Source organism: Streptomyces sp. NPDC051561 (genome assembly GCF_044454195.1).
GTDB lineage: Bacteria > Actinomycetota > Actinomycetes > Streptomycetales > Streptomycetaceae > Streptomyces.
This window is the reverse complement of sequence record NZ_JBITDM010000031.1, coordinates 41,435-54,327: the sequence shown is the minus strand read 5'-3', so window position 1 is coordinate 54,327 and position 12,893 is coordinate 41,435. Positions and strand designations below refer to the sequence as shown.

Genomic DNA, 12,893 nt, shown 5'->3' with positions numbered 1-12,893 from the left:
GTTCAGGTCATGCCCACGACAACTCCACAGCCCAACCCGGGCTACGTTCCCCGGGCCGCCACCCGGCGACGCCGTCCCCCCCAGCCCTCCCGGGCGCGTACCGACCTCGCCCAGCTCGCCACCCGCCTCACCCCACGCGACCTCTGGCTCATCCGCATGCTCCACGAGCACAAGGTCCTCACCTCGCGCCACATCGCCGCCCTCGCGTTCCCCTGCCAGCGCACCGCCAACCGCCGCCTGCGCGACCTCTACTTCATGGGCGTCCTCGACTCCTTCCGCCCCCTGCGCACCCGCGGCTCCGCCCCCGAGCACTACACCCTCGGCAAAGCCGGAGCCGAACTCCTCGCCGCCCAGGCCGGAGTCGACCTCCCCGCCACCGGCTGGCGCAAAGACAACTGCGCCCGCACCGCCTTCTCCCCCACCCTGGAACACACCCTCGGCGTCAACACCCTCCTCACCCACCTCGCCACCCACACCACCCTCCCCGTCTGGCTCTCCGAACGCTCCGCCACCCGCCTGTGGGGCGACTGGGTCCACCCCGACGCCTACGCCCACACCACCGCACCCGACGGCAGCCGCCTTCTCCCCTTCTTCCTGGAGTACGACACCGGCTCCTACAACCTCGCCCGCCTGGAAGCGAAACTGCCCGGCTACGCCGCTCTCGCCGCCACCACCGGAACCCGTACCCTCCTCCTCATCCACACGGCCGGCGCCCGCCGAGAGACCGCGATCCGCCAACGCCTCGCCGACTCCGCCGACCGCCTCGACCTTCCCGTCGCCACCACCAACACACAACTCGGCTCACCCACCCACCCCATCTGGCTCCCCCTGAACCCACCCCCCACCGGACGGCTCACCCCGACCCAACTCGCCGCCCACTGGCCCGACATCACCCCCGCTCTCACCGACACCAGCCTTCTACCCGCCCCCGCCCCCGCTCCCGCCTCCGGCCGCCACGCACCGCTCCCCTGGCACCCCACACCGCCCCGCCCGCCGACACCCGGCACAGCATGAACGCACTCGCCAAGACAGCGGGAGGCATCGGCTGCGCGGTCGTCGCCTTGCCGCTGCTCGCCGCGCTCGTCATCGCCGCGGCCTTCGGGTCCCTGCTCCCCGGCGGGGGCGGCGCATCAGCCGCACCAAGTGCCCATGCCACGTCGGACATTCCGGCACCGATGCTGGCCCTGTACCGGCGGGCTGCACCGGAGTGCCCCGGCCTGTCCTGGACGGTGCTCGCCGCGATCGGGAAGGTCGAGACGGACCACGGACGGCACCCGACGATGGTGTCCTCGGCGGGGGCAGTGGGGCCGATGCAGTTTCTCCCCTCCACGTTCCCGATGTACGCGTACCCGGTGCCGCCGGGCGGGAGGTACCCACCCACGCCCTGGGACCCCGTCGACGCGGTGTTCGCCGCCGCCCGCCTGCTCTGCGCGAACGGGGCCAAAGACGGGAAGAACCTGCGGAGGTCGATCTGGCACTACAACCACAGCGACGAATACGTGAACCAGGTCCTGAAAATCGCCGACGAGTACGCCGCCACGGCTGTTCCGGCAACCGGTGCGGCCGGTAAGGCCGTTGCGTTCGCGCGGGCCCAGCTCGGGACCCCGTACGTGTGGGGCGGTGACGGCCCGGCCGAGGGCGGCTTCGACTGCTCGGGGCTGACGAAGGCCGCCTACGGTGCCGCCGGCATCACCCTGCCCCGCGTCGCCCAGGCCCAGTACCAGGCCACCCCCAAGGTCCCGGCCGGGCAGCCCCTGCTCCCCGGCGACCTCGTCTTCTACGGCACCCCCGGCCGCATCCACCACGTCGGCCTCTACATCGGCAACCAGCAGATGATCAACGCCCCCAACCGAAGGTCCGTCGTCCGCACCGAGGACTACCGCTGGAAGGACTACCTCGGAGCCACCAGACCGTCTAACCAGGGCACTTCACAATGAGCGCACCCACCCCAGCCGAGGCCCAGGCCCTGCTCACCGCGCTCACCCGGGCGCTGGCCGGGGTGGCCACGCTCGCCCTGGTGTTCACCGCGGTCAACGTCACCCTGTTCGCTACCAGCCGGGGTGTGCCGTGGCCGATCGCGCTGCTCCTGGACCCGATGGTCGCCCTGGCGCTGGCCGCGGTCCTGTATGCAGACGCCCGCCTCGCCGCCTGGAACCTCCGCCCGCCGGCCTGGTCGGCCGCCCTGCGCTGGTTCACCGGTACTGCTGCCACCCTGATGAACACCTGGGAGTCGATCTGGCCGACCGACCCGACCGACTCACCGACCGGCCACGTATCGGGGGCGTTCGGCTGGCCGACCGCCCCCGATACGGCCGGGATCGTCCTGCACGGAGTACCGACCGTGTTGCTGGTACTGCTGACCGAAACCACCGCGGCTTACCGCCGTACGGTCGCTCCGCTGCTGACGCAGATCGGCTCCGCCGATCCTAGCGCCGCTCCTGCCCCGTACGGGCCGAAACCGGACAGATCCGACCGATCCGGTGAACTCTCCGCACCCGCTTCCCCGTTGCCCGGCCCCGCCGTGCCGGGCCCGCCCCCGCATCCGGCCCGTTCCGGCACGTCATCCGAACCACGCGTACCGGAGCCCGGGCCGGGCGGCGGCAGGTCCCCCACGGGCCCCGCCACGCATCATCACGGCCGCCCGGCCGACCGGGACCGACCGAACGGCGACGGGCCGACCGACACCGATCTGTGGGAGCGCGCCCGCGCACTCGACACGGCGGCACGTGCCGCCACCGGGCGGCCGGTGAGCGCATGGCGGCTGCGCACCGATCTGCACATCGGCCCGGCCCGCGCCGAACAGCTCCGCACCCAGCTCCTCACCGACCGGCCGACCGACCCACCGCCCGCCACCGGCCCGCCGCCGCTCTCTTGACCAGCTACGACGCATCTGACCGGCCCGTATCGCAACCCCCGCACACCGGGCTTGACTTGCGGGTGAAGCGGAGCGTCCATGGTGGTCGTTGGACGGGCACACACCGCGCCGTACACGCCGCCCGTACCGGCAATCCGTGACCACGCTCTCTCTACGCACGGTCACACCCCCGGCCGGGGACCCCCTTCCATCCGCACCACCGGGAAGAACGAGGCCCCACCATGTCCAAGACCACCCACCCCGCTCCCCGCCCCCTCCGCGCCATCCCGGAACCGGCCACCGCTGCCGAGCCGTTGAGCGGACTCACCGGCGCACCCGCCACCCTGTTCACCGAACTCACGGCCCTGACCGAACCGGCCACCACCGCCGCGCTCGCCCTCGCCGCCGGCCTCGGCCGCTCCACCGCCGGAAAAGCCCTCGTCACCCTCGAAGAACACGGCCTCGCCACCCGCATCCCCGGTGGCCACGACGGAGCCCGCCGCACCCCCGACCGCTGGCAGCCCGCTCCCACCCCGGCCACGGCAGAACCCCTCGTCGCGGAAACGGCCGTGCCGCCTGCTGCCCTGCCCGAGGCCAGCAGCGCACTGGACTCCGACGAGAACGCCGACGCGGCCCCGCCTGCCCCGGGCACGGGCAGCAACGCAAGCGAATCCCCCGCCCCGGAATCCTCCACCAGCACGCCTACAGAGACCCCGGACACCGCCCATGCCGCCCCGCCCCCCGGCAGTGAGGCCAGCGAAGCGCCCCCGGCCGGGCCGACCACCGGCCCGGCCGCGGTACAGGCCGACACCTCCGTCCCCGGCCCCGCCTCGCCCGCACCCCCGGCAGCGAGTGCCCCGGTCATGCCGGAGCCCGCACCCCCGGCGGTACCGACGGGCGGTAAGCGGCTCGCGCCGGGCGGACTGCGGCAGATGGTCATCGACCACCTCACCGCCCACCCCGACGAGGCGTTCACCGCCACCGGGATCAGCAGGGTGATCGACCGTTCCTCCGGAGCCATCGCGAACGCCCTGGTCACCCTCACGAAGCAGGGTTTCGCCGAACAGGTCAGCGAACGCCCCCGTACCTACCGCCACACCACCCCCGGCAGCTCCCAGTAATCCGCCCCCGGCCGCCCACGGGCCTTGCACCCCCTCCCTCGGGGGTGCAAGGCCCGCTCTCATGCCCCCGGTCCGCCGCCGGGCGGCCATCCCGGGGCCGGGGCGGCCTGCATGTGCCCCCCGACCGGTGCCCACGAGAGCGAGAGGGGGCCGGCATCCGAATTCGTCCCGGAATCCGGAGAGTTCAGGGAGCCAGCCCGGCCTGCGTAGGCGGCCCGCCAGGATGGCGGCATGAATCATGACAATGCGGGACCGGCTGGGGCGTGGCCGGTAGTGGTCCGATTTCCGGTGGAGCCGGTGGAAGCGGCGGTGGAGGCCGACGCGATGGATGCCGCGTCGCTGACCCGTTCGCTCGGGGTGCGCGGCCCGCTGTTCGGAGTGGTCGCACAGCGGGTGGAGGACGGTCTGCGGTGGCGGGTGGTCGTCGAGGTGACGCAGGGCTGTCCGCAGCAGGCCCGGGACGGGCTGAACTCGCTGCTGTGATTTCGGGCGAAGGACGACGCCCGTGACCGGGCGGAGCGGCGGGCACTGCTGGCGGCGGTCGCCCGGCTGGAGAGCGAGCGCGTCGACGAACTCACCGTGGCCGGAACCCGCTATCGGATCGTACGAGCGAAGGAGTACGTCGGCCTGGACGTCCACGGCGACGTCGAGCAGCCCCGCCCGACCGACCGGGAGCCCGTCACCCCCGACTGGGCTCGTGCGGTTGCGAGTCCGAGGATCGATGAGGGCCTGGTCCTGGACCCGGACGCGCCCGTCACTCCGGCCCAGGCCGCGGAACGGCTCGCGCTGCGCACCCTCGCATACACGGGCACCCGGTTCCCCGACGCCGTCCTCACCGAATCCCACCGGGCGCTGGAAACCCACCCCGAGGTCCTGCTGCTGCCCGCCGCGTTCGCAGTCGTGGAGCGCGAAAGCGGCGGGAACTGGTCCCCGGGCAGTTCCCTGCACGCCAGTGCGCACGACGCCCGCCGGACCCTGGACTTCGCCCTGACCTGGTGGGAACCCCGCAAGCGCGGCCTCATCCCCTTCGAAGTCGACCACCAGACCGATGCCCGCACCCTGACCGCCAAGGGCACCGACCCCGCCGTCACCGAACTGGCGGCGCTTGCCGAGGCGGTCGACCGGCTCCGCGCCGGCCGCCTCAACCAGATCGAGGTCCAAGGGACCGTGTCCCGGGTCGCCCGGATCCGCCGGCTGCTGCGCTGGGGGCCTGACGGGCCCGAAGGCCCGCGCCCTTCCGACGTCAACCAGAACGAGCCGAGCCAGATCCGCCCCTCCCTCGGTGAGGACGGCAACATCCACTTCGAGGACGGCACCATCTAGTACGCCGGTGAGGAAGCCACCGGCTGACCCACTCCGCCAGGACCCCGCACCGACACGGTTCCCTGGGGGACGGTGTCTCCCGGAAGCGCCCGCACCCGGTCGGTCAGGGGCCGGTGGGGGAGAGCTCTTCGCGGTCGGTGCTGACGAGGGTGTGGTGGACCCACCCCGTCAGGCCGGTCTTGTTCATCTTGACCTTCATCCAGGTCACGGTGCGGTCGTAGTCGTAGCCGGTGCACTTCGCGCCCCGGTAGACCACGCCCAGGGCGGTAGCTTTCGCGTTCGGCTTCGCGCGGACGATCGCGGAGGAGCCGGTGATGTGGCACCACGGGTCCCCGCCGCGCACTGTGTGCACGCCGTCCGGAGCCTGGGCGGGGGCGGGTGCCGCAGTGGCCGTCCCGGCGGTCAGCAGGGCGGCGGCGAGCGTGGCGGCGGCCAGTCGGGTGACGGTGGTGGATGGCATGGGCGGTACTCCCTGGAGCTGATCTGGGGCGAGTAGTGCCCGGTCCAACGAGGCGCCCGTACAAACGGGTTGAAGATCTACACCTTGGAGGGAGTACCACCCACCCGGGTGACGACGACGTCTGTCGCCGGTCGTCGCGCTTCTGGGGTGTGGAGCGGCTGTGTCCCGCCAGTCGTGACGACCGGGCGGGTCACAGCGAGCGGGGGTAGGGGTCAGTGGGCGGGGCCCGGACGCTGGGCGGGGGTGGATTCCGAGGCGGTGTTGGTGTGGTGGTGGGCGCGCAAGAGGTGGAGTTCGCCGAGGTAGCCCTGGGGGAAGGCGTGGAGGAGTGTCGCGATGGCGTTCCGGTACGCACTGGCCTTGCTGTGGGCGGCGCGCAGTTGTTCGGTGAGGCAGCTCAGGTGCCGCAGCCCTTCGTCGTCGAGGCGGAGGCCGGGTTCGGTGAGGCGGTGGACTCCCGCCTGCTGGTTGGAGAGGTCGGTGGTGATGCTGGCGAGTTCCTGTCGCAGGCGCAGGACGCCGGTGAGTACGGGGTCGGGGACGGTACTGGCACGCAGCTGGTCCAGGGGCTGGCTCCAGGCTTCGGTGATCAGCCGGTCGGCGTCGGCGAGGTAGTCGGTGCTGGTCATGGGGCAACTCCAGTCGGGTCAGTGTGGTGCGGTGCGGGGGGGTTATCGGCGTCGGCCGCATCCGGCGTGGCCGCAGCCGCCGCAGAACCCGCCTGTCGTGCACGCGCACCCGCAACTGCCCGCCGCACGGCGGCCTGTGGTGCGTGCGGGTGCGGGGGTGGGGAGGGTGATGACGAGGGGGCCGGTGCGGGCGATGGCGGTGTCGAGGAGGCGCAGGCGGGCGGGGTGGGGGCGTTGGTCGAGGCGGGTCAGGAGGGTGGGCAGGGCGGGGTCGGTGAGGCCGGAGGGGGTGCGTCCGGCGGCGTGGGTGAGGTGGAAGGCGGCCTCGGCGCACAGCCAGGCGGTTTCGGAGGGGTGGCAGGTTCCGGCTTTGCGGGCGGCGGTGGCCGCTGCTTCGTGCAACACGGCGGCGAGGGCGGGCTGTTCGGGGTCGGTGTGCTGGGCCAGGGTGTGGCGGGCGGAGATCAGGGTGTTGTGGACGAGGGTGCGGAAGCGGTCGTCGAGGACGGGCATGTGAGGACTCCTGGTGAGGTGGGGGGCCGGCGGTTCGGCCGGGTGTGCGGGTGGCGGGTCGTTCCGGCGGGGCGGGCGGGGCGCGCCCCGCCCGGGGTGGTGGTCAGGGGCGGGGTTCGGTGGTGGTGGCGTGGCGGTAGGTGTCGAGGACCGCGCCGAGCTGGTGGAGTTGTTGGGCGGTGCGGGCGGCGAGGAGGTCGGTGTGGGTGCCGGAGGTGTTCAGGACGCCGTGCACGCTGGCTGATCCGCCGTCGAGTACGCGGGTGAGCCGGTCCCGGGCCTGGCGGGCGGCGTGTTCAAGCTGCTCGTGGAGGCGGTCGGCTTCCCGGGCGGTGATCCACAGCAGGTCGGCGAGGAGGGTGACCGACGTTTGTGGGACCTGGTGGCGGCGGGTGCGCAGAAGGGCGTAACCGTCGTCCCCGAGGGCCGCCCGTACGGCGCTTTCGCCGGGGCCCGCCGTACGGGGGCGGTGGGCTGGGTGAGTTTGAGGGTGCCGCGTACGCGGCTGGGCGGGCTGTGCATGACGGGGGCTCCGTTGTATGCGGGGGTGGGCCGGGGCCGCGCGTGTGGCGGGGCCCCGGGCTCGGGCGGGGTGGTGTCAGAGGACTTCGCCGTAGCGGCAGGTGTCGGTGTGGCCGGAGTCGAGCCAGAAGGTGTCGGGCAGCTTGTTGGCCTCCGCGATGACTTCGGGGTTGTAGGGGGCGTGGGTGAGGTGGTTGCCGAGGTCGGCGAGGTGGCGGACTTCGGCGAGGGGGACGGGGTTGGTGCATTCGGGGCAGGGGCCGAGGAGTTCGAACGGGTCGTCGTCGTAGAGCGGGTCGCGGGCGCGGAAGGTGTACGTCTCCTGGGTGTCGGGGCAGGTGACGGTGGCGAGGGCCGGGGCGCAGAGGGCGGTGCGGGGGCGGAACCTGTCGGGGGCGATGGTGATGTGGGCAAGGCCCAGGCCGAGGACGCTGGCGAGGCGGATCGCGGTGCGGGCCCTTTCCTCGCCCCGGTAGGGGCCGTACGGGCTGGTGGCGGCGGTGTGGGTGATGAACACGGCGGCGGACTGCGCGCGTTCGGCAAGACTCGTCATGACAGCTCAGCTCTCTTTCGTGCGATGTGCGGGTGGTGGGCTGCCGCCCCGGGGTCGGGGCGGCACACCGGGCGGGGTTGTGGTTAGGCGGGGGTGGTGGCGGTGCGGTAGCTGATGAGGAGGCGGCGCAGGAAGGTTGCGGTGCGGTCACGGGCCGTGCAGGCCTCTTCCAGGCGCAGGGCGTGGGTGCGGGCGGCGACCGGGTCGGCGTACGGGCCGTCAAGGTGGCGGCGTTCGGTGGTGACCGTGGCGGTCAGGGCGCGGAGGGCCGTTTCGGCGTCCTCGTCGAGGGCGTCGGTCTCGGTGATCAGTTCCTGGACCAGGCCGGTCAGCTTGCTCATCCGGTCCCCGCCCCAGAGCCGGGCGGTCGTGAGGTGGGTGTACGGGTCGGGTACACCCAGGAGTTCGCGGGCGAGGCGGGTGCCGAGGTATGCCTCGGGCTTGTACGGGGTGGTGGGCTGCGTCATGGCGGGTGCTCGTTTCTCTGGTGGGCGGGGCGGGTGCGGCCCCGCCCCGGTTTCTGGGTGGTGGGTCGTTCAGCGGGGGTGGGGAACGGTGCGGGCCCTGTGCTCGGGGGCGGGCAGGGTGTGGCGGGGCACCGGGGTCGGGTCGGTCAGTGCGCGGCAGAGGGCGGTGATGAGGTGGGTGGGGGTGTGTGGAGTGGCCTGGGCGTGCCAGAGGGTCACTGCGTCGGTGATCCGGCAGGCGGCGGCCACCCAGTTGCCCTCGTTGCGGTGCTCGGGGTCGAGGGGCGGGGTGATGACGGCGGCCTGTCCGGTGTGCGGGGACCAGGTCGCTTCGGTGCCGAGGTCGCAGATCCATCCGGCGGCGGTCAGCGGCCTGGTGGCCTCTCCCGGTGACCCGGGCGGGGCCAGGTAGCGGGGCCTGCCGTCGGGTGCGGGGGCCGGGTCGGCGAGTGCGGCGGCGAAGGCGGCGGTGAGTTCGGGCGGGGTGGCCGGGGCGAACCTCGCCTGCCACATCGGGGGCTGGCCGGGGGCGGGGAAGGCGGCGAACTCCCAGCCCCCGTACACCTGCCCGGGCACCACCAGGGCCTCGGTGAACGGCTGGTTCGGGTGCGGGGTGCGGCGGCGGGCGGCCCGGCGGGCGTCCGGGGCCCAGAGCACGCCCGGGGCGTGCGGGCGTACGTGCCATCCGGCGGCGGCCAGGACCTCGGTCACGGTGGTGGTGGCGTGCGGGTCGGGCCCGGCGAGGTAGACGGGGGTGATCAGGTACGGGGTGCGGGTGCGGTCGGTCACGGGTGAACTCCCTTGCAGGCGTCATGGGTTAAGGAGGTTTCGGGGCCGGGGTTGTGCCACCCGGCCGTGCCCCGGGGCAGGGGTGGGGGCGCACTACCCCGGGGGCCCGGCCGTCCCGGGTCAGGGGCCGGTTGCGGCGAGGGCGGCGGTGGCGGCGCGGGTGATGGCGGGGATGGCGTGGGCGGGGTCGGTGACTTCGAGGAGGGTGGCTCCGGGCAGCGGCCGGGTGTCACCGTCGAAGCCGATCCACAGCACCGCGCACCCGGCCCGGCGCAGGTGGGTGATGCGGGCGGCGGCCCGGGCGGCCTCGTCGGGCGTGTACCAGCCGTCGGAGGCGATCACCGCGAGTCGGCCCGTGCCGGGGCGGGTCAGTTCGAGTCCGGCGTCGAGGGCGTCGAGGGCGTCGGCGAGGCTGTGTCCGCGCCCGGTGGCCCGGAACTCCGTCACCCTCGCGGGGGTGCGCCCGGGGAAGGTAAGGGCGGTGAGCGCTCGGTCGTAGGCGATGGTCGCGGAGCGGGAGACGGGGTCGGTGAGGGCGGTGGCCTTCGCGAGGATCCAGGCCGCCGAGGCCATCGGGTCGGCCGCCTCCTGCATCGAGCCGGACACGTCGACCGCAATGCCCACCCGCAACGGAGGTGTCGGTGTCGGCCGGTAGGTGGTGCGCACCCAGGGCGTTGCGGTGGGGGTCGCCCCGGCCGCCTTTTGCGCTTCACGGGCGAGGGCCTGGCGCATGTTCAACCGGCCCGGCGGAGACGCCGACATCGTCACCGTGGCGGCGCGCTCGCGGTAGGCGGCGGCCCGCAGCCCCCGCGCCAACTGTCCCGCCGCCGCCTTCTCCTTCGGAGTGGGTGTGCGGGTGCCGGTCACCGGGGACTTCCGGTCCTGCTTACGTCCCCTCCCGGCGGGCGGGCCCGGGGTGAACGGGGCGGCCCCGGGCGCGAAGACCTTCTCCGCCGTACGGGCCGCCTCCCGCTGCTGCGCCGCCTGCTGCGCCCGGGCCCGGGTACGGGATTCCCGTACGGCTACCGCCCTCGCCCGGGCGGTCGCCTCGGCCACTTCCTGCCCGGCGACCTCGGCCACGATCCGACCGATCACCTCACCCAGGCCAACTCCCGTACCCGGGGCGTCCGGTGGCGGGCTGGTCGGGGCCGCCCCCAATACCTGACACCAGGCCTCGGCGTGGCCGAGCATGGCCTGCTCGTCGGTGTCGCCCGTGGCGTGGGCGGCGGCCCAGATGCGGGCGAGGGCGGTGAGGGTCTCCGCGCCGAGGATCGGGAGGAGGGCTTGTTCGAGGGGTTCGGTTTCGTCCACATCGAGGGTTCCGGCGTCGCGGCGGGCCAGGATCAGACCGGCCGCCACCCCGGCCTGCCACCGGTCGCCGCCCAGGGGGCCTTGGAGGTCGCCCATGATGACGTGGTGGATGGTGGCGCGGAGGTAGGGGCGGTCCTGCGGGCGGCGGCCCAGGTGGGCGTGCTCGGCCCGGGATTCTTCCAGGAGTTCGGCGGCCTGGCCCAGGGCGGTGCCCCGTAGCGGGGGCGGGGTGGCCCAGACCGAGTGCCGGGCGTGCGCGGCCTCGTGGATGAGGGCACCCCAGGCGACCGGGTAGCGGTCCTCGTCCCCGGAGTGTTCCGGGTGGATGGTGGCGGGGCGTACCCGGCCGAACAGGTCCTGGGCGAGTTCGAGTTCGGCGGTGGTGGGGAAGAAGGCGGCCGGGGCCCCGGAGCGGGTGACCTCCTCGCAGGTGACCAGGACGTCGTTGCGTTCGGCGAGTTCCGGGAGGCGGTCTCCGAGGGCGGCGCTGATCCGCGCCCAGTGCTCGGCCGCCGGGGTCCGGGTGGGGAGGTGGGCAGGGCCACCGTCGTCCTCCCACCTCGCCACCTCCAGCTCGGCGGCGGTCAGTGGGGGCGGGGCGGGCGGGGTGTGGGCGGGGTCGAATCCAGGCATGACAGACCAGTCCCTTCACGGGGGCGTACGAAATGTGGGGTGGGGGGCCGGGGCCGCCTGCGCAGACGGCAGGCGGGGCCCGGCCGGGCCGAAGTGGTGGAACGGGGTGGGGTGGGGCGGGTTAGAGCTGGCGGCCCAGGGCCAGGGCGGTCACCGGGCGTCCGGTGACGGTGGAAACCAGGTGGGCCACGGTGTCCCGGTCCTCCAGGGGGGCCACGCCGACCAGGTTGGCGAACGCGGCATCCATGCCCAACACGTCGGAGATCTTCTGGAAGGCAATCAACTCGCGCAGCTGCGGTGCCCATCCCACATCCCCGGCCTCCTGGGCTGCGGCCAGGCGGCGGGCGATGCGTACCGCCTTGGGCTGGATCTTCAGGGAGGCGGCCAGGTCGTAGTCGGAGCCCACCTGGATCTGCACACTGAACCGCGAGGACAACGCCTCGGTGAGGACCGCCCCGTGCACCCCCGGGTTGTGCCCTGCGATCACGTAGAAGCCTTCGGCTGCGGTGATCGTCTCGCCCTTGTGGGCCTTGACCTGGATCTGGCAGCGGCCGTCCATCGCCGGATACAGGGCCGCCAGCACCTTCGGCGAGATCAGGGTCGCGTCGTCCAACAACAGGGCTCGGCCCTCCTGCATGGCGGTGATCAACGGGCCGTAGACGAAGGTGTATCCGCCCCCCGGGTCCTGGGTGTACTCACCCACCAGGTCCCCGACCGTGGTGTCCCCGTCCCCCGCCACCGTGACCAGATCCGGGAACGCCGCCTCGATCAGGGAGGTCTTCCCGGTGCCCGGCGGCCCGTACAACAACACCGCCACCCCGGCCGTACGCAGCTTCTGCAGGGCTTCCACATCGGGCAGCTTCGCGAGCGCCCTGGGGTGGTAGGCCATGCCGTTGGGGCGGATCACCGGGTCCGGCCGCCCCGCCTGCGCGGCGGGCGGAGCGGCCTTGCGGGCCGGGGGCGGCCCGGAGGTGCCCGGCGGGGCCGGGGCGGGGGTGTGCTGGGCGGCCTGGGCGGTGGTCGCGGTGGCCCGGTACCTGCGCGGACTCGCCCCGATCTGCTCCGCCTCACCCCGGGCCACCAGGGTCTCGCAGGCGTTGCCGACCGCCCCGCCCGAATGCCCCAGCGCCTTCGCCAGCTCGGTCACCGTGAACGTCATGCGGTCATCGCCAGCGAGCACCTGGGCGATCCTCGCCCGCAGTTCACCCGGCCGGGCCTTGCCACCGGGCGAGGCGGGCGAGGGGCCCGCCTGCGGTGGCACAGGCACACCGGTGCCCGGGGCGGAGGGCGGCGCGGTGAGAGGGGTGGCGGGGGGCGGGGCACCCGGGGGCGCGGCGGCGGGAGGAGTCGTCATCACAGGGCCTTTCTGCGTGCGGGGCGGCGAATCCATTTACCGTGAATTTGGCCGCCTTTTGGGCGCACTCCACCCGTGAGCCTTTACCGGAGGAGTTGCCTTTCAGGTTTCACATTTCCGGGTTTCCCCGGGAACAATTCAAATATAGCTCGACCCAGGCGACGCCTCAATATGAATTCCGCCTTGATAATGCTGGAATTCTCGCGAATTCACGACCGCATTTATCGTGAATGCGGAAATGCGCGACGTGAAGCGTCGTGACCCTGCCCGGCCACGACCGAATCCCAGGCCACGGCACCCCTCGAAAACGCCGGCACCCCCGAAAAATTCGAGCACGCGCACGAATCCAACTCCACCGGCACGG

Annotated in this window: 14 protein-coding genes and 1 pseudogene; 5 read left to right on the top strand and 10 right to left on the bottom strand. The window is 73.2% G+C overall.

The annotated features are described in order from the left end of the window. Positions 1-9: 9 nt before the first annotated feature. The 5 genes and pseudogenes from ACIA73_RS38040 to ACIA73_RS38020 all read left to right on the top strand — a co-directional run bounded on the left by ACIA73_RS38040 (position 10) and on the right by ACIA73_RS38020 (position 5,298). Positions 10-1,014, top strand: coding sequence for a replication-relaxation family protein (locus tag ACIA73_RS38040; protein WP_399443560.1), 1,005 nt, complete (start codon positions 10-12; stop codon positions 1,012-1,014). Beyond that, positions 1,011-1,937, top strand: a complete 927-nt coding sequence (locus tag ACIA73_RS38035) for an NlpC/P60 family protein (RefSeq protein ID WP_399443559.1) — start codon at positions 1,011-1,013, stop codon at positions 1,935-1,937. The genes ACIA73_RS38040 and ACIA73_RS38035 overlap by 4 nt, the downstream gene beginning before the upstream one ends. Next, entirely contained in the window at positions 1,934-2,875 is a 942-nt protein-coding gene (locus ACIA73_RS38030) for an extensin (protein WP_399443558.1), read from the top strand. Before ACIA73_RS38035 ends, ACIA73_RS38030 begins: the two co-directional genes overlap by 4 nt. 221 nt (positions 2,876-3,096) lie before the next feature. Continuing rightward, a complete protein-coding gene (locus tag ACIA73_RS38025) occupies positions 3,097-3,975 on the top strand; it encodes a hypothetical protein (RefSeq protein ID WP_399443557.1) in 879 nt (292 codons plus the stop codon). A gap of 231 nt (positions 3,976-4,206) precedes the next feature. Continuing rightward, positions 4,207-5,298, top strand: a pseudogene (locus ACIA73_RS38020) (DUF5954 family protein). A 103-nt stretch (positions 5,299-5,401) separates the two neighbouring features. Here the strand turns inward: ACIA73_RS38020 and ACIA73_RS38015 are convergent. The 10 genes from ACIA73_RS38015 to ACIA73_RS37970 all read right to left on the bottom strand — a co-directional run. Continuing rightward, complete coding sequence (locus ACIA73_RS38015; RefSeq protein WP_399443556.1) at positions 5,402-5,758, bottom strand: SH3 domain-containing protein; 357 nt, start codon at positions 5,756-5,758, stop codon at positions 5,402-5,404. Between the two features lie 212 nt (positions 5,759-5,970). Further along, the gene (locus tag ACIA73_RS38010; protein WP_399443555.1) at positions 5,971-6,387 is read right to left on the bottom strand and encodes a hypothetical protein; all 417 of its coding nucleotides are present in this window, start codon (positions 6,385-6,387) and stop codon (positions 5,971-5,973) included. Between the two features lie 42 nt (positions 6,388-6,429). Then, a complete protein-coding gene (locus ACIA73_RS38005) occupies positions 6,430-6,900 on the bottom strand; it encodes a hypothetical protein (RefSeq protein WP_399443554.1) in 471 nt (156 codons plus the stop codon). Between the two features lie 103 nt (positions 6,901-7,003). Continuing rightward, the gene (locus tag ACIA73_RS38000; protein ID WP_399443553.1) at positions 7,004-7,135 is read right to left on the bottom strand and encodes a hypothetical protein; all 132 of its coding nucleotides are present in this window, start codon (positions 7,133-7,135) and stop codon (positions 7,004-7,006) included. 363 nt (positions 7,136-7,498) lie between these two features. Beyond that, complete coding sequence (locus ACIA73_RS37995) at positions 7,499-7,975, bottom strand: hypothetical protein (protein WP_399443552.1); 477 nt, start codon at positions 7,973-7,975, stop codon at positions 7,499-7,501. Positions 7,976-8,058: 83 nt separating this feature from the next. Then, positions 8,059-8,442 carry a hypothetical protein gene (locus tag ACIA73_RS37990; protein ID WP_399443551.1) on the bottom strand — a complete coding sequence of 128 codons (384 nt, stop codon included), beginning with the start codon at positions 8,440-8,442 and terminating at the stop codon, positions 8,059-8,061. A gap of 69 nt (positions 8,443-8,511) precedes the next feature. Further along, complete coding sequence (locus tag ACIA73_RS37985) at positions 8,512-9,231, bottom strand: DUF317 domain-containing protein (protein ID WP_399443550.1); 720 nt, start codon at positions 9,229-9,231, stop codon at positions 8,512-8,514. Positions 9,232-9,351: 120 nt separating this feature from the next. Continuing rightward, positions 9,352-11,175, bottom strand: a complete 1,824-nt coding sequence (locus ACIA73_RS37980; protein WP_399443549.1) for a VWA domain-containing protein — start codon at positions 11,173-11,175, stop codon at positions 9,352-9,354. A 121-nt stretch (positions 11,176-11,296) separates the two neighbouring features. Next, a complete protein-coding gene (locus ACIA73_RS37975) occupies positions 11,297-12,364 on the bottom strand; it encodes an AAA family ATPase (RefSeq protein WP_399443570.1) in 1,068 nt (355 codons plus the stop codon). A 303-nt stretch (positions 12,365-12,667) separates the two neighbouring features. After that, positions 12,668-12,893, bottom strand: a 226-nt coding sequence (locus tag ACIA73_RS37970) for a hypothetical protein (RefSeq protein ID WP_399443548.1), incomplete at its 5' end; no start/stop codon positions are given.

What these genes read in the sequence shown, in the direction of transcription:
- ACIA73_RS38040 (WP_399443560.1), top strand. Translation starts at nt 10, where the DNA reads ATGCCCACGACAACTCCACAGCCCAACCCGGGCTACGTTCCCCGGGCC.
- ACIA73_RS38035 (WP_399443559.1), top strand. Translation starts at nt 1,011, where the DNA reads ATGAACGCACTCGCCAAGACAGCGGGAGGCATCGGCTGCGCGGTCGTC.
- ACIA73_RS38030 (WP_399443558.1), top strand. Translation starts at nt 1,934, where the DNA reads ATGAGCGCACCCACCCCAGCCGAGGCCCAGGCCCTGCTCACCGCGCTC.
- ACIA73_RS38025 (WP_399443557.1), top strand. Translation starts at nt 3,097, where the DNA reads ATGTCCAAGACCACCCACCCCGCTCCCCGCCCCCTCCGCGCCATCCCG.
- ACIA73_RS38015 (WP_399443556.1), bottom strand. Translation starts at nt 5,758, where the DNA reads ATGCCATCCACCACCGTCACCCGACTGGCCGCCGCCACGCTCGCCGCC.
- ACIA73_RS38010 (WP_399443555.1), bottom strand. Translation starts at nt 6,387, where the DNA reads ATGACCAGCACCGACTACCTCGCCGACGCCGACCGGCTGATCACCGAA.
- ACIA73_RS38005 (WP_399443554.1), bottom strand. Translation starts at nt 6,900, where the DNA reads ATGCCCGTCCTCGACGACCGCTTCCGCACCCTCGTCCACAACACCCTG.
- ACIA73_RS37995 (WP_399443552.1), bottom strand. Translation starts at nt 7,975, where the DNA reads ATGACGAGTCTTGCCGAACGCGCGCAGTCCGCCGCCGTGTTCATCACC.
- ACIA73_RS37990 (WP_399443551.1), bottom strand. Translation starts at nt 8,442, where the DNA reads ATGACGCAGCCCACCACCCCGTACAAGCCCGAGGCATACCTCGGCACC.
- ACIA73_RS37980 (WP_399443549.1), bottom strand. Translation starts at nt 11,175, where the DNA reads ATGCCTGGATTCGACCCCGCCCACACCCCGCCCGCCCCGCCCCCACTG.